Source organism: Mediterranea sp. An20, assembly GCF_002160055.1.
GTDB classification, from domain to species: Bacteria; Bacteroidota; Bacteroidia; order Bacteroidales; family Bacteroidaceae; genus Bacteroides; species Bacteroides avicola.
Genome location: NZ_NFJV01000033.1, coordinates 1 through 26,875, shown reverse-complemented (window position 1 = coordinate 26,875; position 26,875 = coordinate 1). Strand labels below are relative to the sequence as shown.

Sequence of the window (26,875 nt, the reverse complement as noted above, 5' to 3'; positions counted from 1 at the left end):
ATAAAAGCAACAAAAAGCTGCCTAATTTCTTCGTTATCTTCATTGTTTATCTATGGATTAGTTCAACAACCATAACAAAGTAACAACATAAAAGGCAAAGAAATGTTCTTTCCAGCTTAAAATAAGTCAATATCGAAAATCTGTATCAACCCTCCCCCTTTCCAGAAGCTGATTTTCCACGCATACTCCATGTGGGAACTGACGTAAGTAAATGTGCAAAATTATATGATACTAAACACAGAGGCACGGAGACACAGAGTTTTTGTTTTCTTGTCCATAGCTCACAGAGTTAATTTTCCTTCTCTCGTATGCGGCGAAGCCGCGGACTCTGTGCCTTCCCGCCATTTTTTCCGACAGACAGTTACAGGACTTTGTGTCTCTGTGTTTGATATAAACTAATTCAGATTGATTACTTATATAATAAAAGAGGATGTAACGGCTATCCGCTGCATCCTCTTCTCTCTTAACTCAAGTCCGTGTAGTTATAATGAATGACTATAATATCTCATGGATTCCATCCAGTTTTTGCCCATGGCGTTCAACAGACGCTTGAAAGCATTGGTCATATTCTTTTTCATAATCGTACAATTTAGATTAATGTTTTCTGTTATCCTGTATCTTTATTATTGTTATCCTGAAAAAATACTGCTCACTACACAGTTTTAATGAAGCAGGCCCAAAGCCCTTTCTTCATTCTCGCCGATGTGCATCAAACCTTTACGCAACATCTTCATGAAATTGTCCTTTACTTTTTTCATTTTCTAATCCTCCTACTAAGAGCCTGTTTAAATTTTCCTCTTTTAGATTTATATTCAGCTTCTTTTGAGCCTCTTTCGGTCTCTATTCCCGGCATAATTCGTCACATAGCCCGCTACGTTCCTCAGTACAGTGGAAAAATATCCTTGGAAACAGCACTCAAAATAAAGCTGAGCAAAATTTAAACAGGCGCTAATTTCGTTATCCTTTATTTGCTTCGCTTATGACACTGCAAATGTAGGACCTTTACAGAAAAGAACAAGGGACAAGAGAAAGAAAACATGTTATATAACACATTTCTTGACTTTCGTCAAAAAGAGAAGAGCAAGCGGCAGACATTTATCAGACTGCCACATAAAAGGCTGCCAAGATGACAGAACAGACTGCCATTAAAGAGAAAAAAGAACGGAAAGATAAAAAGATAGGTTACAACCCATAAAAACAGGCGCAGATGAGGAGGGAAACCGGAAGTGTGTCCTACCTTTCCCGCAACATCTGCGCCTGAAAACATCAGCCCACCATCAACTAATTATTTTGAAGGTGTCTGCTCCAATGTAGCCACCAGGAATTCATAGAACTTGGCTACCGAAGGAATGTAGGCACGCTCGTCGGGCGAATGAGGCGAAAGAAGCGTCGGTCCGAAAGATACCATGTCCATGCCCGGACAAGTAGCCCCGATGATACCACACTCCAAGCCAGCGTGAATGACTTTCACAGCAGGTTCTACGCCAAACTGCTGTTTGTAGGATGCCTTCATGGCATGCAGGATGGGAGACTCAACATTGGGCTGCCAGCCGGAATAGCTACCGCTGAACTCCACCTTCATGCCTGCCATGGAGAAGCAGGAGCCAAGACTGTCGGCCAGAAATTCTTTCATGGAATCGGACGAACTGCGTGCCAGGATGCGGATGTCCACCTTGCCGCCTCCTACCGTAACAATAGCCAGGTTGGAAGAAGTCTCCACCGTATCGGGCACTGTGGGAATCATGCGCATCACACCGTTCTGACAAGCCATCAGAGAATCTACTACATTGTCCTGAATCTCTTCGGGCACCTGCGTATCGGGCACAGGCACCTCCTCTATATAGAGTTGCACGTCACTCTCGATGGGCGTATATTCTTCGTTGATGGTTGCCCGATAGTCGTTGATGTAGTCCTCCAAGTCGGCAATGTCCTCCGGATTGAAGAGCAACACGGCATGTGCCTCGCGGGGAATGGCATTGCGCATGTTTCCTCCCTCGAAAGAAGCCAACCGGCAATCGAACTCCATCAGCAGGTCATGAACCACGCGAATCAGCAATTTGTTGGCGTTACCACGTCCCTCGTTGATTTCCAGACCGGAGTGACCGCCACGCAATCCTTTCAGCGTGAGTTTGCGAGCCACCAGAGCGGTATCGGCAGCCTCTTCCTTATATTCCATCGTGGCCGTAATATCAATGCCGCCGGCACAACCGATATAAAGTTCACCTTCCGTTTCCGAATCAAGATTCAGAAGAATCTCGCCTTGCAGCGTACCGGGCTTCAGGCCGAAAGCGCCATACATACCGGTTTCTTCGTCTTTGGTAATCAAGGCTTCCAGCGGACCATGCTTCAAGTCCTTGGCCTCAAGCACAGCCATGATGGCAGCCACTCCCAGCCCGTTGTCGGCTCCGAGCGTTGTTCCGTCGGCCTTTACCCAGTCGCCGTCCACGTATGCCTCAATGGGGTCTTGGGTAAAGTCGTGCACCTTATCGTTGTTCTTCTGCGGAACCATGTCCATGTGTGCCTGCAGGACAACCCCCTTACGGTTCTCCATGCCCGGCGTGGCAGGTTTGCGGATAACGACATTGCCAGCCTCATCCACAAACGATTCCAGACCTAATCCCTTACCGAAGTTCAACAGGAATTCCGTGATTTGCTCACCGTGTCCCGACGGGCGCGGAATGCGGGTCAATGCGTAAAAATGCTTCCACACATTCTGTGGAGCCAGTTCTAAGATATTGCTCATAGTGTGATGTAATAAAATGAAGTTTGTTTTCGCAAATATACTTCTTTCTCCGATTCTATCCCAACAAAGCAGAGCTTTTCTCTCTCAGGGAAGCTTTTTTTATGCTCTGAATCCGATACGCCGGGGCGAAGCTGTGCCCGAAGCCCGAACCTTCACCTGCGTGCGCATAGCTTCCTCCACATCGGCACGCGTTATGTTGCGATAAAGCTCTACCGTAGCCACACTACCGGCCTGCATCACACGCCGCGCCATGGCGGGCAATACACCCGAAACCAGGAAAGTCTTTATCCAACGGGCATTGGCAAAATGGCGGTCTTTGTGCTCCAGCGCCTCCTCTACAGCCTGCCGTAACAAGACCTCTGCTTCGGGCACCAACACATAAGCCTCACGTTCCAACGTGTTGCGGGCAATCTGCATCAGTTCGTCTGCCCCATAGTCGGCAAAATGGAAATGATAGGGAAAACGACTCTTCAAACCGGGATTGGACTGCAACATACGCTCCATTTCCTCCGGATAACCGGCCAGCACCACCAGCATGTCCGGATTCGGTTTGGTAAGCATCGGAAGCAAGCTCTCGATGATGTGATGTCCGAAATCCCGACGGTCACTGGAATCCGTACACAAGCTGTAGGCCTCGTCAATGAAAAGTACCTGACCGCGGGCACGCTGGAAGAGCGCATTCATCTTGTTCTCGGTCTCCCCGATATATTCGCCCACCAGTTCACGCCGCTCCGTTGTGATGACTTCGCCTTTGGAGAGCAACCCCAAGGCATGGTAAATCTTTCCCAACAGACGCGCCACGGTGGTCTTTCCCGTACCGGGATTCCCGGTAAAGACAACGTGATGAATGCCTTCATCTTCTACCGGAAGCCCCATCCGCCGGCGCTGTTCATTAAAGAGCATCCGACAGAAGGTGGTATGCAGAGCTTCTTTTAGGTCGGACAGTCCCACCATGGCATCCAGTTCCTTTTTGCTTTCCTCAAAGACCCGCCTGAGCATTTTGCTTTCCGAAGCAAAATCCTGCACTGTCCCCTGGCTTTGCAGCCACTCACCGATAACCACATCTTCAGCTTTTACCCGAATCAGTCCGGAACGTTCAGGCTTACTGCCCGGCACATAATTCCGACGGACACGCTGCTTCACCCGTCCCAACAGTCCCTTCAGCACGAAGCGGGTGTAGTCATCTTTCTGCCAAAGGCCAAGCACTTCGTAATATTCCACGGCCTGACGGGCCAACTCATCCTGGGCGGCAGCCTCCAACCGGTATTCGGTTTCCTCCAGTGCTTGCTGAAACGAATGAACCACTTCGGCTACCGAAGGCTGTTCCAAGCCGAAACGGTATTCCGGACGGATAGCACGGGCCAGCAGCGGTGAGCAGGACAGCACCTGTTCCACCTCCTGCTCCGTGCCGCACAGCGTCAGTGCCCAGAATCTAAAAGTGTCTTCCACGGCTTCTTCCAGCCTTTCCAGCAGGTCACGCCCTCTATCCGTGCAAAGTACCTGTATATTATATAAGGTAACGGCAAGGCCACTGCGTTCTTCCAGCCAATCCTCCGGAGAATTGTTTTCCAACCATTCGGCGCAATCTACCTGCTTACGCCCCGTCGTGCAGTAATGCAACAATAACGGCAGACAATAAGCCAGACGTTTTGCGTAAAAAGGTTCATCGGAAAGAACGGCGGCATATATATTCTCCCGCAGTTCGGGCAGGCACAAAGCCTCGCAACAATCGTTGTAACTGCTCTGGCGTGCCAAATCAGCCAACCGGAGCCTCAGCTTGCCCATTCCGACGAAATTCTGAATGCATTTCCAGTCCTTGTCCGTTGCCAGATACTTTCCCCAAAGATATTCGGCATCCGTCTGAGTAAGAGCCTGCCAGGAAACAGCAGCTTCCGGCATTCCATCGTATTCAAAAACGACAGCCGCAAAAGGCTCGCGGTTGTGAGTCAGAATAACCGTATAACGCCCCGGCATCCAAATCAACTCAGAACGGAAACGGAAATGTAAAGAATACTTTTCCGACCGATGCCCGGTAAACAGACGGACATCTTGCGACAGCAACCGCCAGTCTTGGGTAAAACAGAGGGCTGAGAACTCCCGATGCACAGGCAAAGGAGCAGAAAAACAAACCGACATCCGGACTATGCCCGAAGTATAGGGGCCGTCTGCCAGTTCTTCCTGCGGGCGGCTCACTTCCACGGCTTTCACCACAGGATGTTTCAAGGTTTCTCCCGACTCCATTACCCGGAAAGGCAGATAAAGATAATTGCCAAGCGGCTGGAATACGGCATTTTCCCCGTCATCGGTCAGACCGTCAGCCAGCAGGAAATAGCACCCGGGAGTCAGCGGGCTCTTCAAAGCAGAGAAATCGTTCTGCGAACCGTATCCCGTTATCTGTTTTTCCTGACATTCTGCCAGAGGTTCCGGCTCCCCTTCCCGATAGATGTAGAAAGCTGTCGGACAGGAAGCATCGTCATCGCTGCAAATCGTTTCTTCCATGTTAAGGGAGAATCCAGCCGGTTCGCCAGCCTCCGGACCGACAAAAAAGCGGGCAGCTTCGCCCTGTCCGGGCACGAAAGACTGTTTGCCCCACGAAAAACGTAGGTCGGAGAACTCGGTGGTCAGTGAGTTTCTTTCGTGTTCGGGCACTATATAAGTGCAGCCTTTATGGCTGAATGTACACAAAGAAGATTCCGGACAAGACGTTTTGTCTTGCAGGAAATCATTCAACAGATGTTCAAAAGATTTTTTTTCGTTGTACGAAACAGTATCTTGTTTTTTAATCATAGCTTCTATCCGTTTTAAGTGAATAAAAAACGCACCCTCTAAAGAGATGCGTCAACAATCCGGCACACCGGTAAAGCATGCCGCGGCAGAAAAGATGCCGAACTTTCCGGCCACATCACCCAAGGGTAATCCATACCCCCGAACCTGCCGGACGGTGTCCAATATTTCAAAGAACACAGTGCAACACGAACATAGTCAGATACGGCAGTGGGATGTTATATCCCTCCACCGGACATTGCACGGAGATTCTTTGAAATTTGAACAAAGCTATGATTCATACTTATAAAAACAGCCCTTCAATGGGCGTGCGGGGACAAAGATAGAATATCTTCTGCATATATACAAGTAATTGTGCGTTAAAAATCAGCCAATCACAATCTGGGTTGGATGGAATACATCGCTTTATGCGCGTCATTTTTTCTAAAAAATGAGCTGATTTCTGAAAGAAAGTCTGTAATTTTGTTCTCGGTGATCACAGCGATTATTGTTTAGAAGCCTGAAATAAGAAAGGCCAATAGAGCATTGGATTACGGGAGCGGTTTTTGAACATCAGCACGACATTGTAATAGGCCCGGTAGCCAACGACCGCGTATATGCGGCTTTTGCCTTGTATGAAGGTGGACTGTTGGACAAAGCAGAGCTAATCAATGAGTTGAAGACATACGTGCTGGTTGACCAATGGCTGTTCCATACGGAGCGTTCTCTTGGAAGTATATCATTTAAAGAAGCAAAGGAGGTTCGTGTATGAATCTGGAAATAACGAATAAGAATCTATACTTGCTATTACCCGGCAAAGTCAGTCTGGTAGCACAAATGTATGCCGACGACCAAAAGATACCACTTACAGAAGCCCTTTATCGGTTTTACAGCTCGGATACCTATAAAAAACTGGCAGAGGAAACTACAAAGTTCTGGCACTTTGGTCCTGTGGCTCTCTACGAAGAATTTTCAGATGAATTAAACAGAAAGGGAAGAAAAAATGGCAGTGAATAATCTGGGAAAAAGACCCCGGAATAGCGGCTATCCCTAACCTCTATAAGATAGGATTCACCACTACTCCGCTTGAGGCACGCATTGCTAACGCCAAGAATGAGCCGAGTAACTCTGACGTTTAGCGGCGTAACTCTGACTTTGGTGAAGCTTAAATGAACACAGAGACACAAAGTTTCGTAACTGTTTGTCGGAAAGAGGACGGGAGAGGACACGGAGTTCGCGGCTTCGCCGCACACAAGAGGGAAAAATAACTCTGTGACTCCGTGCCTCTGTGTTCTGTATCATCAACTGCCCGCAGCATCCTTCACGCCTTCACCGTCCTCCAACCCATTGATTTCCGGAAAGTTCCGGTGAAAGATGCTGCCCTCACGCTGCTTTCACGGGCCTTTCAGCCTTCAGTGGCAAGGTATAACAAGTCGGCTCCCCATATAGACCGTACCGCTCTTCCATACCTCGGCAGTCCGGCACCCAAATAAAGACCGTGAAAGATGCGTGAGGGCAGCATCTTTCACAGCAACCTTCTAAACTACAAGGGTTTGAAAGGCGGTGAAGGCGTGAAGCCGACAGGCATATATTTCCACGCACATAGAGGGATAATCAACGACAATCCGCTCTAACCAACTATAACCGGCATTTTGTGGTACAGAATCAATTTCCCGCTTGACAAATGCCATCGGCAAGTTGTATATTTGCGGAAAATCATTTCAAAAACAGAAAGCCCATGAACCTGATTACCCGTTTGAGAAACTTCTTCTATGAGACACAAACACCCCAACTGCCGAACACTGCGAAGAATGCCGCAGCAGACCACACCCTTCTTTATCAACAACTCCTGTCTGCCCTGCAGCAGGCGTGTGCCAACGTGCCCGGTGGGAAAGCCTTCGTTATCTGCGGCAACGGAGAATTCGGCATCCGGCTGACCTGGACTCCGGAGACAACCGCTCCTGCCACGCCCAAACAAGTCTACTGTATAGAGGGCAACGGAAAAGCAACTGAATGGGAGGAACAGCAAGAAACGGAAATGGCTGAGGAACAGCCAACAAAGCCCACACAGCCCCCAACTGTCCAGGAATCTTCCCCGAAAAAGGAAGAGAAAGCCCCGAAACAGCAACAGATCATGCAGCAGCTCATCGGACACCTGGAGGAACACTACAGCTTCCGCTATAACCGCCTGGCAGACCGCACGGAATGTGCCGCAAAGAACTCAGGCGAAGCAGCTTATATGCCCGTAGACCAACGTGCCCTCAACAGCATCGTGCTCCGCGCCATGGACGAGGGCATCGCCTGCTGGGACCGCGACGTGAAACGCTACGTTGAATCGGCACACGTGCCGGCTTATCATCCCTTTACACACTATTTTGATAACCTGCCCGAATGGGACGGCAAGGACCGGGTGTCAGAACTGGCACGGCGCGTATCGGACGACAGCCTTTGGATAAACTCCTTCCACCGCTGGATGCTGGCCTGTACCGCCCAGTGGATGGGCAGGGAGGAGTATGGCAGTCGCGCCAACAGCGTAGCCCCTATCCTCATCAGCACGCAGCAGGGTCTGGGCAAGTCCACCTTCTGCCGCATGCTCCTGCCCAAGCCTTTGCAGGACTATTTCACCGAAAGCTTTGACCTGAACAACGCCTCCGGCGCGGAAAACAAGTTAGCAGCCTGCGGCCTGATTAATATTGATGAGTTCGACCGCTTGCCAGCTACCCGTCTGCCCCAGTTGAAGAACCTGATGCAGATGGAGAGCCTGCGCATCCGCCGTGCCTACAAGAGGAATGCCGAGCCCCTGCCCCGCATCGCCTCGTTCATCGGCACGAGCAACCGCCTGGACCTGCTGACGGACCTGAGCGGCAGCAGACGTTTCATCTGCGTGGAGGTGGAGCGTGCCATCGACTGCACCACGCCCATTGACTACGGACAGCTTTACGCGCAGTTGAAGCACGAGATAGAGCGGGGCGAACGCTACTGGTTCAGCAAGGAGGAAGAAGCCGCCATCCAGCAGTCCAACCGGAAATTTTACCGCGTAACGCCTGCCGAAGAACTGGTCGGCACCTGCTTCCGCTTCGTGGAACCGGGAGAGCCGGGCGCCCGCCTGATGTCTGCCGCCGACATGTATGCCGTGCTGAAGCGGAAGAATGCGGCAGCCCTGCGCGACTGTTCGTGTACGGCCTTCAGCCGACTGCTGGCGCAGATGGGGCGGCGGGTGCATACAAGGTATGGGAATGGGTACTGGGTAGTCATGAACGATTAGACTTCTCCAGCGCCTGCTGCAAGTCGGCCAGCAAATCATCAATGTGTTCAGTACCGATAGAAAGGCGGATGGTGGCAGGCGTAATGTGCTGTTCCTCCAGTTCGCGGGACGAAAGCTGCGAATGGGTGGTGGTGGCAGGATGGATGACCAGACTCTTCACGTCTGCCACATTGGCCAGCAAAGAGAAAATCTGCAGCGAGTCGATGAATCGCCAGGCTTCTTCCTGCCCGCCTCGAATCTCGAAGGTAAAAATACTGCCTCCTCCATGAGGAAAATATTTCTGATAAAGACCGTGACTGGGATGCGACGGCAAAGAGGGATGATTCACCAGCTGTACAAGGGGATGGTTCTTCAGAAAATCTACCACCTTCAACGCATTGGCCACGTGTCGCTCCACCCGAAGAGACAATGTTTCCAGCCCCTGCAACAAAAGGAATGCGTTGAGGGGAGAAAGCGAAGCACCGGTGTCACGCAACAGCACGGCACGGACACGGGTGACAAAAGCTGCCTTTCCTGCCACATCGGCAAAAACAGCTCCGTGATAGCATGGTTCGGGCTGTGCCAACGTGGGGAATTTATCCGGACAGGCTTTCCAATCAAAGTTGCCTCCGTCTACGATAATGCCTCCCAGCGTAGTGCCGTGACCGCCGATAAATTTGGTAGCCGAATGCACCACGATGTCGGCACCGTGTTCAATGGGACGAATCAGGAAGGGAGTAGCAAAGGTATTGTCGACAATCAGAGGCACCTGATAACGGTGTGCCACGTCGGCCACTCCCCGAATGTCGGTCACATCGGAATTGGGATTGCCGAAGGTTTCTACAAACACCGCCTTGGTTTCCGGACGGATGGCTGCTTCAAGTGCAGCCAGATCGTTGACAGACACGATGGTATGGGTAATGCCCCACGCTGCCAAGGTATGCACTATCAGGTTGTAGGAACCTCCATACAGGTTGTCTGCCATCACAAGATGGTCACCGGGACGCAACAGGTTCTGAAGCGCATAGGTCACAGCGGCCGCACCGGAAGCCACAGCCAGAGCCGCCACTCCTCCCTCCAGGGCTGCCAGGCGGGTCTCCAAAACGGATTGGGTATCATTGGTCAGGCGTCCGTAGATGTTTCCGGCGTCACGCAAGGCAAAACGGTCGGCCGCGTGACTGGCACTGCGGAATACGTATGAGGCTGTCTGATAAATGGGTACGGCACGGGCTCCGGTGGCTGGATCCGGATGTTCCTGACCGGCATGCAACTGCAATGTCTCGAAATGTAAATGCTTTCTTTCCATAGGATAATCATTTAAGTAACTATGCAAAATTAAATGATACTAAGTAGTTGTTGATATTTAGTTTATATGATGTGTATCTGTCTTGTTGAGCGGAGCGCAGCGAAGTCGAAACATCTCCCGAAAGACACGATTCCCTTGGATAGTGCATGTCATGAGATTCTTCGACTACGCCCTATGGGCTTCGCTCAGAATGACAGACACCTCATTCTCCATTATAATATAAACTAATTATGAACGGCTACTTATTTGTTCGGTGCAAAGTAACAACAAGCAGATAAATTACACAAGATATAGAGGATATTTAGATAATATCTCTATTTTTGCAGGAGAAACCAGAATATTCACACTGTCCAAAGGCAGAAAAAGCCCGCCGGGCAGAATAAAATTCTTCCGATATGGATACATTGGATAAAACAGATTTGCAGATACTACGTACCTTGCAGGAAAATGCAAGACTGACCACCAAAGAACTTGCCGCGCGGGTCAGCCTGTCGTCTACTCCGGTGTTCGAACGCCTGAAAAGGTTGGAGGCAAACGGTTACATTCAGAAATACATCGCCGTACTGGATGCCGACAAACTGCACCGGGGCTTCATCGTCTTCTGCCACGTCAAGATGAGCCGCCTCAACCGGGACATTGCCCAAGAGTTTGCCAACATTATCCGAGAGATTCCAGAAGTGACGGAATGCTACAACATCTCCGGCAGTTTCGATTATCTGCTCAAGATTCACGCACCGGACATGAAGTATTACCAGGCTTTTGTGCTGAATGTTTTAGGCACGATAGAACATCTCGGCTCATTGGAAAGCGTGTTTGTGATGGATGAGGTAAAACATGAATACGGAATACAGATATAGGTAAGCGCCTTGGCTATCCTCATGACAAGTTTTTCCGGAAATAAATCATGTCCCGCAACAGTTTGCCTTCCTCCACAATCGGATGGTCATAGTTCTGCGTGAAAAAATCAGGGACACGGTGCGAATACACAAAGCCACAACTCTGATAGAAATTGAGCGTTTGCCGACTTTCGCCCGTACCTACCAGCATCGTATGGCAGGATGTCCGGTAAATCCGGCAGAGGTATTCCACCAGTCTGCGTCCCCACCCCTTCCGCTGATACAAAGGGCTAACGGCCAGGTTCTTTAATTCGCAGATGCCTTCACCCTCGATGGTAACTACTGCTACGGCAAGGACATCGCCCGACTTGTCCGACATCACATACAAACTGCCACGCTCCAAATAAGCATCTATCATCGACTCCTGTTCGTCTGCAAGAAGCAGCAAAGGCAGATAGTGCTTTTTATCTGCGGTCACGAGATTTATATCCGGGGAAAGGGTTTCTAAATACATTTTGCCAGTCTTTGGTTTGCAAAAATAAGCATTACCGCTGGAATAACCAAAGCCAATCAGCTGATTAAGACCACAGGAACCGGGAGTTAGGCTAAGGATACATCTCCATGCGGTTCGACAAGGTGAAATCGAAAAAAAATGTTTTTCTTTTCCCTTGGCGCTTACCTTTCATTATCTTTGTGCCGCTAACAACTGGAATATGAATAAGTACCTCACCGTTAATCTGGCAGAACGGCCCGACTTGCGCATGCAGGCGGCAGAATGGTTCCACCGGAAATGGGACATCCCAACAGAAGAATACCTCAGCAGCATAGACGAATGCCTTGACGGTAATAACGACATTCCCCAATGGTATGTAACACTGGCTGACCATAACACCATCATCGGAGGCATAGGACTGATAGAAAACGACTTCCACTTGCGGAAAGAACTTACTCCCAATGTCTGTGCTCTGTATGTGGAAGAAGAATTCCGCAATCAGGGCATTGCCCGGCAACTGTTGGAACGGGTGTGCCGGGATATGAAGAAGCGTTCCTTGGCTTCACTTTATCTTGTCACCGAACACACTGCGTTTTATGAACGTTATGGGTGGAGTTTCTTTGGCATGGTGCAGGAAGAAAGCGGTGACATGATACGGATGTACAAAAAAGATTTGTAAAGGCATCGGGCATTTTAGTAAATGTGCAAAATTGAATGATACTAAACAAGAGACACGGAGACACAGAGTTTTTGTTTTCTTGTCCGTAGCTCACAGAGTTAATTTCCCTTCTTTCGTATGCGGCGAAGCCGCGGACTCTGTGCCCTCCCATCATTTTTACCGACAGACAGTTACAGAACTTTGTGTCTCTGTGTCTCTGTGTTTGATATAAACTAATTCTGATTGATTACTTATAAATTTTAAAGAGGATAATTCAACTTCATGCGCAATATGGGAAACGGATTACCCTGGTCATCTACCGCATCACGACGGAAGGTCTCAAAGCCCAGATGTCGGTAGATGCTTTCGGCTTTGACATTCTGCTCATTCACATCGACATAGAGAACCTTGTATGTATATATGGCCAATCGGATAAGTCGTTTCCCAATTCCTTTACCCATATAGGCAGGAGCAAGGAACAACGCTTCTATCTTCTGACCCTGCATGCACATAAAACCGACAGGCGTATCATCCTCAAACGCCACGACTAAAATGCCGATGGTCTGCAACACTTCCTTTACAATCGGTCTGATGTTTTGAATGTCTTGTTCGGTCAGAAAGTGATGTGTGGCACGAACAGACGATTCCCACAACTGAACCAATTGGTTGACAAGTTTCTCTGTGCGTTCACTCCGACTTATTTCACGCAACTGTCCGAATGCCTTCCACTCCGCTGCAGTGATACGCATGAAGTGTTCCGTACGTACATCCCCCAAAGGAGATACGTTACCGGTTTCCGTATGATGGTAGGTCAGTCCGCACTTCTCCATGACACGGCGCGACTGTCTGTTGCCGTCGTAATAGCCGCACCATACGGCCGACACACCCAGGTCGGTAAAAGACCGATGCAGCAGGCACTGCACGGCTTCGGGCACCAGTCCCTGCCCCCAATAAGGCACGCCAATCCAATAGCCAATCTCGGCCTCATCGGGCTGCATGGCAGCACTGTGCACCCCATCCCCCCACATGATACCTGCACTCCCCACCGGCTCATCCGTTTCTTTCAGTACCAGGGCGTATGTCTCGGGAGCGGCAAAGACGGTGCGGATGACTTCAAGGCTGTGTTCTACGGAGGTATGCGGAGGCCATCCGGCTATGGGACCGACGGCAGGGTCTTTGGCATATCGGTAGAGAATTGCCGCATCGGTTTCCTGCCAGGGACGGAGAATCAGACGGGAAGTGTTCAGGATGACAGGTTGTACATTGCTTTCTTTCATACAGGCAAGGTGTTTTTTAGATTTCAAACAGACGCAAAAATAGGAAAAGACTTCGTGAAGCCATACATTCTTCTTATTTTTGCGGAAACAAAACTTGAAAGGCCATGCTGAAACCCAACGACCAAGACCGGAAATGGACCATTGTGGAAAGCGAATACCTCATCTGCCGACCCTGGCTGACAGCAAGAAAAGACCACGTGAGACTGCCCAACGGTGTGGAAAACAATGAATATTATGTGCTGGAATATCCCGACTGGGTGAACGTCATTGCTCTGACCCGCGACGGCCGCTTCCTAATGGAACGCCAGTACCGCCACGGCCTGCAACTGACCAGTTATGAAATCTGTGCCGGTGTATGCGAACCAGGAGAAGAGCCCCTGTTGGCAGCCCAACGCGAACTGCACGAAGAGACCGGTTACGGAGGCGGCACGTGGCAACCCTGGATGGAAATTTCGGCGAACACCAGTACCATGACCAATCTGTGCCACTGTTTCCTGGCCACGGACGTAGAACCCATCGCCGCCCAACACCAGGAGGCGACGGAAGACATCAGCATCGAACTGCTGACCGTGGACGAGGTACGCACTCTTTTGCAGACCGACCGGATTAAACAGTCGCTCATGGCTGCCCCACTGTGGAAATACTTCGCCGGCAACCACTTGCTGTAAACCCACATAACTTCAATAAGACAAACCTATGAAACATCTGAAACTCATGTTGCTCCTGCTCTGCATCGCAGCAGGCAACGCCTGGCAAGCACAGGCCCAGAACGAAATGACCGAGGAGCAGTTCAAAGCCTTCCTGCAGGAACAAGCCCAACTATTGACAACCGCCTACCGGCAAGATGACTACGCACAGGGAGCCGACATTTGCCGTGCCACCATGGCACAGGTGGAGAAGTTACCCGCCAAACTGAAAGAGGACTACGGCTGGCAAAAGAATAACTTTGCCTATCACTTGACGCGTTGCCTCTGCCTGCAAGGCAAAAAGGAGGAAGCCTTGGAAGCCTTCAAAATAGCGTATGACAACGGGAAATCGGGGATGGAATACCCCACGATAAGCAAAGACAATGCACTGAAGCTGTTGTATGGCGACAAAGAATTCGAGACGATTGTCCAAAAGGTAAAAGAAGCCAGCGACTATCTCTACATTCTGCAGCAAGCTCCCGCCTACACACGCAGCACACGCCCCGACACCCTGCCCCGCTTCACCTACGCCCTGCCCGACGACCCCAACTTGGTGCGTGTCCGCCAATACTTCCGGCTGGACAGTGTGGCCGGAACCGGAGACGAGGTGTCGAAGATAAAGAATGTGCTGACCTATATCCACAACAAAATCCTACATGACGGACAGCACCCGAATCCTTCCGGCGAACAGAATTCCATCAATATGGCCGAAGCCTGCAAAGACGGCTCACGCGGACTGAACTGCCGCGGACTGGCAACCGTGCTCAATGAGTGCTACCTGTCGCTGGGCATTCCATCACGCGTAGTGACCTGCATGCCGAAGACATTCATCAGCGACTGCCACGTTATCAACGCCGTCTATTCCACCACCCTTGGCAAATGGCTGTGGATAGACCCCACAAACAATGCCTGGGTGATGGATGAAGCCGGCAACCTGCTGGGCATCCAGGAAGTGCGCGAACGCCTGCGCGACGGCCGTCCCCTCGTGCTGAACGAAGAAGCCAACTGGAACAACAAGAGCAAGAAGACCGTCCAGGAGTACCTCTACAAATACATGGCCAAGAACCTCTATTACCTCAACTGCTGGCTGCGCTACGAGTTCAATACCGAGAGCAACGGCTACAACGAAAAACTCTACGTCAACCTGATGCCCACCGGTTTCGACACAAAGGTGGAAAATCCACGTAACCTGCGTGTGAACGACGATGAATGGTTCTGGCAGGCACCTGCCACTTCTGCTCAATAAGACTCAGGCAGGACAAGGGAACAGGGTGCGTCAAAAAGTCAGACCGGTTCAGATGCCCGTATCTGTCGGATTTTTGTCCGGGAAGTTGGGACTGTACAGGATGGTACGCTTCAATATCTGCAGTTTGCCATCCTTCACATATTCATCACCGCGCTCCGATAAATGGCGCACCATAGCCTGCCGGAATTCCTGCAAACGCTGACGATATGCCGATTCCGAAGCGACATTATGCAGTTCGTGAGGGTCAGCCTCCAGGTCAAACAATTCCTCCTCTCCGGTATGGAAGCGCCATACATACTTCATCTTTCCATCGGTTAAAGCACACCAATAGTTGTCGGCACTGTAGCAAGTGGCATGTTCCAGGTCGATGTACTGCCGCCACGTATCCTTACGTCCGTCCAACAGGCACAACAGCGACTGCCCGTCCATATCTGCAGGAACAGTCCCTCCGGCCACTTCGAGGAAAGTAGGCAAAAGGTCGCGCAATTCAACCGGCGCATCCACTTTTCCGCCTGGCGTGAAACCCAGGGAAGCCGGCCATTTCACGATATAAGGCACATGCGTAGAACCCTCATACGGATAAGTCTTCCGCCAATGATAATGATCCCCCAGCATATCGCCGTGGTCAGAAACGTAAATAATCAGCGCATTGTCGTACATGCCTTCATCCTTGAGTGCCTGCACGATTTTCCCAATCTCCTCGTCTATAAAAGTGACGTTGGCATAATAATGCCGGCGGGAGTTGAGAGCATATTCTTCGCCGAAATTGCCGTATGCGGCATCAGACGGTGCCTGCGAAGCATCTTTCAGGGTCGCATAGTCCTTATCCTTGCACCATTCGCCCACAAAAGGTGCGGGAATCTCGCGGTTCCGGTAGAGGTCAGAGAAACGTTTCGGCGGATCGTAAGGACTGTGCGGACGGGCAAACGACACTTTGAGGAAAAGAGGCTGCCCGTTGCCGTTGCGGTAATTATGTATCATCTCGCAGGCAGTTTCGCCCGTCCAGGCCGTAGGATGAAGACGTTCGGGAAGCCGGTAATCGGCCGCTCCGTGATCGTTCCATCCGATGTGGGTAGAGTCCGGATTAAGACCGGGCGCCTGCATCTGGAACCACAACCGGTAATCGCTGATAAAATCGGGCGATTCCACCCGTCCGCTTTCATCCACAAGTGTTCCGTGGAAGCCGTGCAAGGCTTTCTGCGGAAACCAGTGCATCTTTCCGATACCAAAGGTGTAATAACCCAGGTCACGCAACATCTGCGGCATTTCATAACGGTAGTGCAGCCCCACGCGGCCGTACCCCAGCATACCGTGATGCCAGGGAGAAAGCCCCGTCAGCAGCCCGGAACGTGCAGGCGTACTGCTCGGAGTAGACGAATAGCCGTTAGTAAACAAAGTACCTTCGGCAGCAAGGGCATCCATGTGAGGCGTAATGACAGTCTCATTGCCCATGCAGTTCATGGCATCCCAACGGTGTTGGTCGGACATGATAAGGATAATGTGAGGTTTCTGTTGTGCCTGCATCTGTGCCGGCAGCAATCCCCCGGCAGCCATGACTGTCATCGGGGCAACGATAGAAATATTTTTCATAACATCTGATAATTTATAAGTTATATGCATGGGATGCTCCTGCATACACAGGGTCTGAACCGGGACGGTGCACAACGGTCTGTTGTTCTTTGCCAGGCAATGTTATCTGCAGCTGAATGGGCTGTCCGGTTTGTCCGGGATCGGCTATGTGAAGTTGGGCATGCCCGCCGGACACCTGTTTCAGCATCAAAGCACAAGGCTTATCGGCCTCAACGGTCAGGTCTCCATTGCGGAACGTGCCGGGACGGTAAAAGACAATCTGCCAGACATCCAGTTTCCGGTTGCAGACAGCTTGCACATCGGCTGTATTGCTCAGTATCTCAACATGCGGTCTGCTACGGTAATTTTCCATTTCCTGCGCCGTTTTCCCGGGCAGCACAATATAAGCATACGAGCCGTCACGAGGTTGTGTGCCGTGGTCTACACACAGCGTAAATACATTCTTTTCAATGGGTTCTTTCCGGTTGATGCTATGATTGATGTCATACCAGGTTCCTGTCTGCTTCTGCACGGCAGCCACCACCTGTCCGCCTTTCGGGAAGAAATACCCCACTCCGTCGTGCCACACCCAGTCGGGATTCTCATACTTTGTTTCCACCTCCGGGATGCCCGTCTGTCTGCCCCCGGCAGATACCAAAGCCCCTTCCGGATGGGCGATACACTGGTTTACAGTCGTGTACACGGGTTCAGCCGTAGCCGAAGAGATGCCTGCTCCCAAGCAGACCACTTCATCGTCAAAAAAGAACCAGGCTTTATGGCCTCCCACATTCATGCCCTGGAAGGTATCCATATAAGCATAGGCTGAAACTCCATACAGGCTGTCGGACACACCACCGGCAAAGGTCGACGTACCTCGGGTTTGCCAGTCGCTGGCAGCCATCGGAATCTCTTTCACTTGCGGGGCCGTCACGCCGGGGATGCGGGTCCAGTTCCACACGGGGAAAATGCCCTCATACTCATCGCCGCGCCTTACCACATTCGTACATCCATCGGACAGGAAATAAGTCTTCAGGTTCTCTCCATTGCCATACTCACAACGGCATGTACGGGTGGAAACCATCCGCACATCAAACGTGTAAGTCGGACGGACATGCAGCGTATAATCTCCCCGGAAATAGTGGGTATGCCTGCCCGTCAGTGCATATCCGGCAGGCTGTGTGCCTTCCAGACGATCAATAATAGCCTGGAATTCATCGGCATGCGCCGGGTCGAGCAGCAACATGCGCTTGGCAAACAGGGCCGTAGCCGACTTGTCCGGCACACCGGGGCGGCTCATGCTGCGTCCCATCACATCGAACAGCATATATTTGCCCCGGATAGTAGCATAATAGGTTTCGCGCATGAACTTACTGATAAGGTCGATTTTCTCCGATGGCATGGCAAAACGCGTACCACGGGCATACATGGCCACCTGAGTCACTCCTTTCAGTATTTCATCGCCATATCCCCCGATGTACAATTGCGTTCCGTGCTGGAAATTGCTGTTGTCGAACTGGAATCCTTCGCCGGTCGTATATACCACAGGATTATAAACATTATCCATGGCAAAAGCAAGGTCTTCGGCATTGCGCGACAGGCAAGAACGGTATATCCAGTGCAAAGCGATGTCCGTACGGTTGGCGCCGGTCCATTTAGCCGGATTCCCGCCATCTTGTCGTATCCGTTCCAGGATTTTCGCTTCCAGTTCTGCCGGTAGTTGTTTCTCGCCCACACGCATCTGGATGAGCAACACACCCAACTTCTGCGGCTCGGCAATCTGGTTATACCACCAGTTGTTGCAATGCGGGTTGCGTGCATGCCAATATTCCAGTCCCTTCACTATCTTATCATACAGATCCACCTCGCGGTAATGCCTGTTCGCCGGGTTGGTATAGGCAAAAACAAAACGGCTGATGCGGTCCACATGCGCCAAGGGAGGCCAGTTGGTACGCTGTTCGCTGGCATAGTCTACATCTGCAAACGAACCATCCTTTTCATTATACTTAGCCAATGATTTCTCAATATCCGGATTGGATACAAAGTCCTGACGGATTTTCTCCATCAGCATTTCAAACTCGTCAGACGGTGGGGCGCTTTGCGCATGGAGCGGTTGCAGCAACCCGCCTGCCATCCACAGACAAGCCAGCAGACAAAACAGTTTAGAAGTCTTCTTAAACAGCAGACTTACCCCAGAAGTCAAGTGTCGGTTCTTCTTTGCCAACACATTCAATAGAAATCCATTCATGATATTAATTTTTCTAACAATGATTACATAGTAAAAAAGCCGGTTCTTTGTGTCCTGTGCCTCTATGTTTCATATAGAACAAACACAAATAAAGTATGTGCAAAAATAAGAAAAAACTTTGGGAGATCCGACGAAAATCGGCAGATTAACGTGAATTAAAAAGTGGGAAGAAAAATCCCTGTTGATAACAGCCTGATAGTTATCTTCATCTGGCAATCCGAAGAGTTCCGCAACCGCAATGACCAGTTCTTGCATGTCTTGGAAGGTGAAATTTTCAGTATTCATACTCATTTCTTTTATGACAATGCAAAGTTATGCAGGTCATAAAAGACGGACGTATCCATTCATTCGGAGTTCGTACCAATATTTCAGTTTTTGGGAGAGAGCATAAAAAACGTCTGCCTTTCTGTGTCTGTACGGAAGGGCAGGTGGAATAAATGAAAGAATGGAAATTGCGCTTATGTCCAGTTCATCGTTTGTCTGATTTGTCGGCAAACATCATTAAAGCGATCAGTGAGTTGTAACCAGCCGGGAACATCTTTATTCATCCAGCCGATTACAGTAATCATTTCTTGATGAATTTCTTCGACACGTTGCAAATTCCAACAAATGGATTCGTTATGGAATACACGATTACGGAATGTACGGAACATATTCAGTGGGGCAGATACATTTTTACGCTGCCTTTCTCGCTTGGGCATGAATGGGAAAGCGCGGCGTAAATCTTTCCACAACAGTCGTTCATATTCACTGTTTAACAGAGAAACCCAAAAGCCTAATGTCAATTCTGCGACTATTTTAGGTGGAGTAATACTTTCGTGCCGTCCGGCAATTTGCTTGCAAGCTTGTGTTATGTAATGATTCAACCTTGCCAAGCCCGGAGTTGTGGGGAATATGGCATACCAATCTTCACGACCGGTCATGGTTTCCAACTCACGGCATAGAGCATTACGCAACGTTACTTCAAACACCGACAGACTAACATAAAGAGTTTCTGCCAGTTGCAGGTTACATTGGTAATGTAAGATAGCACGTGTCTCATCATTCGGATAGAGGTTGAAATACCGTTCCATACGTTTACACGAGAAAACTTTCTCAAAAAATGCTTTGTTATATTCCATTGTTTTACTACTTTTGCATCGCAGTCCCGGGCGTTCCTCTCCCAGCTTTTAGTTACTGGTGATGAATCCGGGTTTTTTTATGTCTTGTCCGCAAAGGTAATATAAATCCCCATCCCATCCCGAATATATGCGCAAAAAATCCCGCAACGTGGGACAATCCGTTGCAGGATTACTCAATAAAGTTGCCGGATAGTTATCCCAACGGATTTTCCGTCTGCCCTTCGTCATCATCATCATCCGGCACCTGCGTCTCATCGCTTTCCTTGCCCAGCCACTCCATAAAGGTGATGCCTTCGTCGGCAATGAGGGCGCGGGTGTAGCCGCCGCTCATGTTGCGGGTACGGTCGGGCGTGAACTGCACACGCAGGCCGGTAACCTGGTCGCTGCTCACTTCCTCTTTCGTGGCAACGCCGTTGCCTGCCGAAACGGTGGTATAGCGGAACCAGCCCAGTCCTTCAAAATGCACGGCGCGGCTTTCCTTCATGAAGTCCGCCATGATGTTGGGCAGGGCACGGAACACGGCGTGGGTGTCGGCGGGCGACACGGTCGATTCACGTGCGATGCGGTTGGCAAGTTCCTGCGTCTCCACAGGCTTGCCAACGGTGACGCTGCGGGGATACCACAGGTCGTTGATTGCTTGTTGTACTCTTTTCCAAAAAATCATACAAACCACCTTTTTTGTGTCTTCTGTCCCTCCTTATCAAACGCCTTTGCAATCAACTGACTGACAAGCGGTTGTCTTTTGTCCCCGACGAGCCTCTCGTTTGTCCCCGACAAGCGCCCCGTTTGTCCCCGACGAGGATGTCGTGTGTCCCTGACGAGAAAACGGGGTGTCTGCGGGCGGGTTGTCGCTTGGATAATTCTTGACAGAAAGACGGGTTAAACATAAAGTTGATTGTTGGCTAATTTATCTTTTTGAAATCATCGCTTCCGAATGAATGTACCACGTTGAACTTTGAGGAGAAGTCTATTTTATGGCCAAACTGAATGGAATTGTCTATGAAAAATTCGGCTCTCCATATGGCATCTGATAGTGGATATTATTTCCCCAAATAAGTTGCAATAGATGATGCAAAACTGTCGCCTGCACCTCTGATTCCTTCATCTTTTTTTCTAATAGGAACTTTGGAATAAGCTTTCAGGGAATCTGTTTTACTTTCATAAAAATAATCACAGACCTTCCCCTCCATAAAGACTGATTTCATTATTATACTGTAATTTCCCCATTGGCATAATTCTTTCAATTCGCTTTGGACGTTATCTGTCTTAAGAGACCTTTGCAGTAAGATTTCACATTCGGTCGCATTAGGTGTGATAAGGGCGGCCAAAGGGAACAAATATTTCTGATAAGTTTCGATTACATCTGGTGTTATCAATAGCGTCTTGGCATAGCCTACAAATACCGGGTCAATGATTAACGGAATATTGTTGAAGCGATGTAAGATTTCCCCTATGGTCCTGACGGTCTCTGCGGAATAAAGCAATCCTGTCTTTATGCAATCTACATCCATGCTTTGCAGACAAGAGATGCATTGTTCGACAATTAGTTGTGCGGGAAGTGGATGAATACTTTTTACTTGATGTGTATCCTCATCCACTATGCAACTAAGGGCTGCGGCTCCATATCCGCCACAAGCGCACACTGCTTTTAAGTCCGCTTGAATACCTGCGCATCCAAGCGGTTCGCTGCCTCCTATCAGCAGAATTTTAGGTATGTGCAATGTCTTTTCCATACTTATTCTGGGATGTTTTTACATTTACCACTAAACGACAGTATGCTTAGTTTTATAATCTCCGTGCGATGGAAAGAACCATGTGCATATTTCTCTCCCAATTCCTGAAACGAAGGCGCATACTTCCTGACCAACAGACGTAGGGCTTCCATACGTTCCTCCGGAGTCAATCCTATTTGGGCATGGCAAGTGAGAATAATACTTTCGTAATTGGTCGTGAATTTCCCGGAAATGACATGCGTATGGCCTACAATGGCAAAGGATACTTGTGGCGAAGACTGTAAGCAACGTAATTTCTTTCCTTCTGGAGCACAATGGATATACAGGCTATCATTTCCATCCCATACATAATTAATCGGAATACCGTAGGGCATACCCTCCGGAGTAATCATTGACATAACTCCGTATTCCCCTTCTTGCAAAAGTTGGTAAGCCTTATCTTCAGGCATAAGACGGTTTTGCCTTCTTACATTTGAATTATCGTAAATCATCGTTCTCTGTTTTTTGTTTGTCTATCAATGAATCTTAGAAAGGCAATGAGCCAATTTATGAATGAATAAGTCCGCATCTTCCATAGAAAGGCATAAAGGAGGAAGTAAGCGAAGAGTGTTCTGTCCCGATATGCCAGTCAAGACATGTTCTTTTGTTATCAATGCATTCCGTACTTTTGAGGCAGGCAAAGTAAAATCTATTCCTATCATCAACCCTTTTCCCCGCACTTCACTTATGTAAGGTAGTTTCCCAAGTTCTTCTAACAAATATTCTCCCGTTGTCTTGGCATTATCCATCAAATGTTCTCGAAGCATGATGTCGATAACGGCAGAACCAGCCACGCAAGCTAAATGATTCCCTCCGAAAGTCGTTCCCAGTTGCCCGATTACAGGGGTAAACATGGGGCTAATAGCTGTAGCTGCAAGAGGGAAGCCATTTCCTATGCCTTTAGCCATCGTAATGATGTCCGGCCTGATATTCCAATGCTGATGGGCGAAGTAACGCCCGGTCCGTCCACAGCCGGACTGGATTTCATCCATAATAAAGACGGTTCCAGTTTCCGCACAACTATCTTGCACCTCCTTTGCAAATTCTGCCGAAGGGAATCTTACGCCATTCACCCCTTGTATGCCTTCCATGATGACAGCACAATATTCCTCGGTCCGCAGTTCTCTCTTTAACGAGGTGATATCATTCAGAGATATCTTGGTGAAGTGGCTGCTTTGGTTTGCTGGCGCAACAATAGTTGGATTGTCCGTTGCCATAACAGCGGCGGCAGTACGTCCATGAAAAGCTCCGTTGAAACTAAGTACCTTTTTCCGCTTATTGGAAAAAGAGGCCAGCTTTATGGCATTTTCGTTAGCTTCCGCTCCACTGTTTGATAAGAATAACGCATAGTCCTTATAACCTGTAATTTCTCCAAGTTTTATTGCGAAATCACGCTGACATCCATTGATTACAGCATTGGAATAGAACCCTATTCTGTTCAACTGTTCTGTCAGCTTATTAACGTAATAAGGATGCGTGTGACCGACAGAAATTACTCCATGCCCACAATATAAGTCTAAGTATTCTTGTCCGCAGGCATCATACACATAGCATCCTTTGGCATGTGTCAGGTTGATGTCATATAGGGAATAAACTTCAAATAGCTTCATATTCTTCTGTTTTGCCTTTATTATGTTGCAAAAGTAGTGTATATTTGGCCTCCAGATTATATCCAGAACTATTATAAATAAGGAGTCCAGATGATACGACCATGGTATTTTGCGATAGAGTTGGACAAAGAGAATAAACAGATTCCTCTCTATAAACAGATTGCACAAAAGATACAAGCACAGATTATGTCCGGTGGTCTGAAACCCGGTGATGCTTTACCCGGCAGTCGAGTATTGGCAACAGAACTTGGTGTGAGCCGAAAGAGTGTTGTCAATGCAATGGATTTGTTGATCTTGTCCGGTTGGTTAGTCAACAAAGAACGATCAGGGTTATATGTGGCTATTCCTGTATTCCATGACGACAAACAGGTGATACGAGCAGAAGAAGTAGAGGACATCAAACCATCGTCCCTTATATTAAGAGTGGACGATGGCGCACCAGACACACGTATTGCTCCAGTGAATGAATTGGCACGGGCTTATCGCCGTTTACTCCGTATGAAAGGCAGACACAACGTGCTGGGTTACAACGATCCGAACGGTATTTTCAGGTTCCGTAGAGCTGTATCCATTATGTTGAATCACGAAAGGGGGATGCGCACACGGACCGAAGAAATATTTATCACACGCGGCAGTCAGATGGGGCTTTATCTGGTGGCACATGCTCTATTGAGACCAGATGACTGTTTAATTATGGAGCAACCTTGTTATGAAAAAGCTTACGAGGTTTTTTTACAAGCCGGAATTAAAGTGATTCCCATTGATGTGGATGAAAATGGAATCATAGTAAATGACATGCTGCCACATCTTTTTGAAAATGTCAAGGCTGTTTATCTGACTCCCCGCCATCAATATCCTACCATGGTGGAACTTTCAACCGAACGCCGCAGGCAATTAGTTGAATTGGCAATGAGTTATCACTTATTAATGATAGAAGACGACTATGATTGCGATTTTAGTTTCCGGCCTACTCCCATCATGCCCTTGAGTGCCATGCTTCCTTCTGATTTATACGTTTATATTGGTACGTTCAGCAAAATCATAGCCCCAGCCATCCGTGTAGGCTATATTGCTACTTCAGAAGCAAATGTTTCAGCCCTTGGTAATCTTCGTAGGATTATTGACATACAGGGTGATATGGTGATGGAAGCTGCTATTCTTGAATTGATAGAAGACGGAGTCATCCATCGGCATATCAATAAGTCCACCAAATATTACAAGCAGAAACGCATGTATTTCATCGAACTGTTGGAACGACATCTGATAGATTATGCGACTTTCTCCATTCCGCAAGGTGGATTGGCATTGTGGATTATTCCTTTGCAACCAATCAGTCCAGACCAGCTTCTAGATACATTGGAAAAGCATCACCTTTCCATCCCAGTATTTTGCGATAGCTGTGGAAGAACCGGGATGCGGATAGGCTACGCTTCGCTTTCGGAAGAAGAATTGGAAAAATTAGTTAAAGAACTTGGAATGATATTTTCTACTTTACTTCATTAATTGATTATATAATATCTGTCTGTCAAGCTCTCCCGGAATACTATTGATTCGCATTATTCAAACAGGATATAGAAAGGTCATATAGCTATACAATCTTACTTTTCCCACGAGCACCCCGTGTGTCCCTGACGGGAAATTGGGGTGTCTGCGGGCGGGTTGTTGCTTGGATAATTCTTGACAGAAAGACGGGTTAAACATACTCTATTTTTTTATTGCTATGAACTTTTATTCGGAAATAACCTACCAATACAGCTATGCGTGATAGGAGTAGTATATTCCTTACTTAACTTACATTTTGGGCAGGGGCAATACACCGAGCTGACCCAAGAGCGAAAACAGGTCGGGCAGTCCGTGTTCGCGAATAATTTTACCATCGCGCAGTTCATAAATGTTCATCGCCGTGACGCGGATGGGTTTTCCGGTGGCGGGGATTCCCATAAGGGGTTGTGTCTGCGTGCCGCTCATTGTGAATCGAATCATTACCTTGTCGCCTTCCGCAATTGTTTCCTCCACCGTCCAATGCACGTCGGGCATGGCGCCGCGCATCATGTCGAGTACGGCGGCATATCCCTCCAGCCCCGTCATCGGTTCGGGCGAGGTGGGTGCATAAAAGATGACGTCGGGCGCGATGATTTCCCGCCCTATTTCCATGTTGCCAGTGTTGATAAACTCCACGAAGCGTTCCATTACTTTTTTGTTCTGTTCCATTTGATTTGAATTTTAATTAGTTGATATTGAATGCAAATATAGGGTAGATTAAATTTATGGACAAGAGGTAACTAAAAAGTAAGGTAGTTACCGGAAGGTTAGTTTTGCTGAATATGAGCGGGAAAATTTCTAATCGAGTAGGAGGAAAACGAAGCAGTTTTCTTCCTACTTTCGTTTTCCGACCTCTCACACCACCACGCATGCGGTTCCGCACGTGGCGGTTCTTTATTTGGGATACCATTTGAGGTACTCGGCATAGAGTGTTGGATATCCGGCGACTTTCAATCGTTCGTTAGTCATAGAACTGTGTGTTACCCAGCTGTCAGCTATACGCCAGTAACCCAATCGACTATAACCCCATTCATGGGCTTTCCTTCTAGGGATTCCACAGCGAATCAGGTTTGATATTCTCGTCTTAGGGTTCTTCCAGGATTTCCATATACACATACGTATGCGACGACGTAGCCATTCGTCTGTTTCCAAGAGAAGACGTTTCATATGGGCAAGGTGATAATAGCCCATCCAGCCTCTTATATACTCATTTAGTTTTTGTTTCCTACGTTCATAACCCATTCCGTTGCTACGACCTGTCAGTGCTTTCAGACGGGATTTCAGCTTGGCTTTGGATTGGGGATGCACGCATAATTCAAATTTACCTTTGGAGTTATAAAAGGAATAACCTAAGTATTTTACACCTTTGACATAGGAGACTGTTGTCTTTTCTCTGTTTACTCGCAGATGAAGCTTACCCTCTATGAATCGGGTAATGGACTCTTTGGTTTGTTCCGCTGCGCTTTTACTTCGGCAGAATATCATGGAATCATCGGCATAGCGCACAAAGAGGTGACCTCTTCGGGTAAGCTCCTTATCAAGTTCATTAAGCATGATGTTACTTAAAAGGGGACTTAAGGGACTACCTTGGGGAGTACCCTCGCTGCTCGCCTCGAACATACCATGATTCATTATTCCGCTTCGGAGGTATTTGTGAATAAGACTGACCACTCTTCCATCTTTTATTGTACGGCTCAGTATTTCTATCAGACGACTGTGGCACACTGTGTCGAAGAACCGCTCAAGGTCAAGGTCTACTACATA

At 48.7% G+C, this 26,875-nt stretch carries 23 protein-coding genes and 1 pseudogene; 8 read left to right on the top strand and 16 right to left on the bottom strand.

Features of this window, described 5'->3' with window-relative positions; all coding sequences use genetic code 11:
• Nucleotides 1-1,285 precede the first annotated feature (1,285 nt).
• Nucleotides 1,286-2,743, bottom strand: a complete 1,458-nt coding sequence (locus B5F34_RS14960; protein ID WP_087340565.1) for an aminoacyl-histidine dipeptidase — start codon at nt 2,741-2,743, stop codon at nt 1,286-1,288.
• A gap of 99 nt (nt 2,744-2,842) precedes the next feature.
• Nucleotides 2,843-5,530: an AAA family ATPase gene (locus B5F34_RS14955; RefSeq protein WP_087340563.1), complete on the bottom strand. Its 2,688-nt coding sequence runs from the start codon at nt 5,528-5,530 to the stop codon at nt 2,843-2,845.
• Nucleotides 5,531-6,044: 514 nt separating this feature from the next.
• Between B5F34_RS14955 and B5F34_RS14950 the strand changes: the two genes are divergently transcribed.
• The 3 genes from B5F34_RS14950 to B5F34_RS14940 all read left to right on the top strand — a co-directional run bounded on the left by B5F34_RS14950 (nt 6,045) and on the right by B5F34_RS14940 (nt 8,771).
• Entirely contained in the window at nt 6,045-6,278 is a 234-nt protein-coding gene (locus tag B5F34_RS14950; RefSeq protein WP_087340561.1) for a DUF3990 domain-containing protein, read from the top strand.
• On the top strand, nt 6,275-6,523 hold the full coding sequence (locus B5F34_RS14945; protein WP_087340559.1) for a hypothetical protein: 249 nt from the start codon (nt 6,275-6,277) through the stop codon (nt 6,521-6,523). Before B5F34_RS14950 ends, B5F34_RS14945 begins: the two co-directional genes overlap by 4 nt.
• Before the next feature lie 721 nt (nt 6,524-7,244).
• On the top strand, nt 7,245-8,771 hold the full coding sequence (locus tag B5F34_RS14940; RefSeq protein ID WP_162609349.1) for a VapE domain-containing protein: 1,527 nt from the start codon (nt 7,245-7,247) through the stop codon (nt 8,769-8,771).
• Here the strand turns inward: B5F34_RS14940 and B5F34_RS14935 are convergent.
• Nucleotides 8,758-10,056, bottom strand: coding sequence for an O-acetylhomoserine aminocarboxypropyltransferase/cysteine synthase family protein (locus tag B5F34_RS14935; RefSeq protein WP_087340554.1), 1,299 nt, complete (start codon nt 10,054-10,056; stop codon nt 8,758-8,760). The two genes, B5F34_RS14940 and B5F34_RS14935, sit on opposite strands and share 14 nt — an antisense overlap.
• Before the next feature lie 395 nt (nt 10,057-10,451).
• On the opposite strand from B5F34_RS14935, the gene B5F34_RS14930 reads away from it, so the two are divergent.
• Nucleotides 10,452-10,913, top strand: coding sequence for an Lrp/AsnC family transcriptional regulator (locus B5F34_RS14930; RefSeq protein WP_087340553.1), 462 nt, complete (start codon nt 10,452-10,454; stop codon nt 10,911-10,913).
• A 19-nt stretch (nt 10,914-10,932) separates the two neighbouring features.
• On the opposite strand, the gene B5F34_RS14925 is transcribed toward B5F34_RS14930, so the two are convergent.
• Complete coding sequence (locus B5F34_RS14925; RefSeq protein ID WP_239448996.1) at nt 10,933-11,406, bottom strand: GNAT family N-acetyltransferase; 474 nt, start codon at nt 11,404-11,406, stop codon at nt 10,933-10,935.
• Between the two features lie 199 nt (nt 11,407-11,605).
• Between B5F34_RS14925 and B5F34_RS14920 the strand changes: the two genes are divergently transcribed.
• Nucleotides 11,606-12,064, top strand: coding sequence for a GNAT family N-acetyltransferase (locus tag B5F34_RS14920; RefSeq protein WP_087340585.1), 459 nt, complete (start codon nt 11,606-11,608; stop codon nt 12,062-12,064).
• A 239-nt stretch (nt 12,065-12,303) separates the two neighbouring features.
• On the opposite strand, the gene B5F34_RS17770 is transcribed toward B5F34_RS14920, so the two are convergent.
• Nucleotides 12,304-12,792: a GNAT family N-acetyltransferase gene (locus B5F34_RS17770; RefSeq protein ID WP_204245622.1), complete on the bottom strand. Its 489-nt coding sequence runs from the start codon at nt 12,790-12,792 to the stop codon at nt 12,304-12,306.
• Nucleotides 12,766-13,320 (bottom strand): annotated as a pseudogene (locus B5F34_RS17765) (GNAT family N-acetyltransferase); the annotation flags it as partial. The pseudogene B5F34_RS17765 and the gene B5F34_RS17770, both read right to left, overlap by 27 nt.
• A gap of 104 nt (nt 13,321-13,424) precedes the next feature.
• Between B5F34_RS17765 and B5F34_RS14910 the strand changes: the two are divergent.
• Together B5F34_RS14910 and B5F34_RS14905 are read left to right on the top strand one after the other, a co-directional pair.
• A complete protein-coding gene (locus tag B5F34_RS14910) occupies nt 13,425-13,988 on the top strand; it encodes an NUDIX hydrolase (protein WP_087340551.1) in 564 nt (187 codons plus the stop codon).
• 28 nt (nt 13,989-14,016) lie between these two features.
• On the top strand, nt 14,017-15,252 hold the full coding sequence (locus tag B5F34_RS14905) for a transglutaminase domain-containing protein (RefSeq protein ID WP_239448995.1): 1,236 nt from the start codon (nt 14,017-14,019) through the stop codon (nt 15,250-15,252).
• Nucleotides 15,253-15,300: 48 nt separating this feature from the next.
• Here B5F34_RS14905 and B5F34_RS14900 read toward each other — a convergent pair whose 3' ends face one another.
• The 8 genes from B5F34_RS14900 to B5F34_RS14870 all read right to left on the bottom strand — a co-directional run bounded on the left by B5F34_RS14900 (nt 15,301) and on the right by B5F34_RS14870 (nt 23,569).
• Nucleotides 15,301-16,815 carry an arylsulfatase gene (locus B5F34_RS14900; protein WP_239448998.1) on the bottom strand — a complete coding sequence of 505 codons (1,515 nt, stop codon included), beginning with the start codon at nt 16,813-16,815 and terminating at the stop codon, nt 15,301-15,303.
• 40 nt (nt 16,816-16,855) lie between these two features.
• Nucleotides 16,856-18,952, bottom strand: coding sequence for a polysaccharide lyase 8 family protein (locus B5F34_RS14895; RefSeq protein ID WP_087340581.1), 2,097 nt, complete (start codon nt 18,950-18,952; stop codon nt 16,856-16,858).
• Between the two features lie 183 nt (nt 18,953-19,135).
• Nucleotides 19,136-19,351, bottom strand: coding sequence for a hypothetical protein (locus tag B5F34_RS17430; protein ID WP_140393019.1), 216 nt, complete (start codon nt 19,349-19,351; stop codon nt 19,136-19,138).
• A 173-nt stretch (nt 19,352-19,524) separates the two neighbouring features.
• Nucleotides 19,525-20,187 (bottom strand): hypothetical protein, encoded by a 663-nt coding sequence (locus tag B5F34_RS14890; RefSeq protein ID WP_239448993.1) that lies wholly within the window; start codon nt 20,185-20,187, stop codon nt 19,525-19,527.
• A gap of 193 nt (nt 20,188-20,380) precedes the next feature.
• Nucleotides 20,381-20,851, bottom strand: a complete 471-nt coding sequence (locus tag B5F34_RS14885) for an HU family DNA-binding protein (RefSeq protein WP_087340547.1) — start codon at nt 20,849-20,851, stop codon at nt 20,381-20,383.
• Nucleotides 20,852-21,227: 376 nt separating this feature from the next.
• A complete protein-coding gene (locus tag B5F34_RS14880) occupies nt 21,228-21,920 on the bottom strand; it encodes a hydroxymethylpyrimidine/phosphomethylpyrimidine kinase (RefSeq protein ID WP_087340545.1) in 693 nt (230 codons plus the stop codon).
• A gap of 2 nt (nt 21,921-21,922) precedes the next feature.
• Entirely contained in the window at nt 21,923-22,411 is a 489-nt protein-coding gene (locus tag B5F34_RS14875) for a pyridoxamine 5'-phosphate oxidase family protein (RefSeq protein ID WP_087340543.1), read from the bottom strand.
• Between the two features lie 24 nt (nt 22,412-22,435).
• Entirely contained in the window at nt 22,436-23,569 is a 1,134-nt protein-coding gene (locus B5F34_RS14870; RefSeq protein ID WP_087340542.1) for an aminotransferase class III-fold pyridoxal phosphate-dependent enzyme, read from the bottom strand.
• 90 nt (nt 23,570-23,659) lie between these two features.
• Between B5F34_RS14870 and B5F34_RS14865 the strand changes: the two genes are divergently transcribed.
• On the top strand, nt 23,660-25,072 hold the full coding sequence (locus B5F34_RS14865) for a PLP-dependent aminotransferase family protein (RefSeq protein WP_087340541.1): 1,413 nt from the start codon (nt 23,660-23,662) through the stop codon (nt 25,070-25,072).
• A 288-nt stretch (nt 25,073-25,360) separates the two neighbouring features.
• Here B5F34_RS14865 and B5F34_RS14860 read toward each other — a convergent pair whose 3' ends face one another.
• Entirely contained in the window at nt 25,361-25,780 is a 420-nt protein-coding gene (locus B5F34_RS14860; protein ID WP_204245619.1) for an ester cyclase, read from the bottom strand.
• Nucleotides 25,781-26,005: 225 nt separating this feature from the next.
• On the bottom strand, nt 26,006-26,875 hold an 870-nt coding region (locus tag B5F34_RS14855), incomplete at its 5' end, for a reverse transcriptase domain-containing protein (protein ID WP_140393018.1).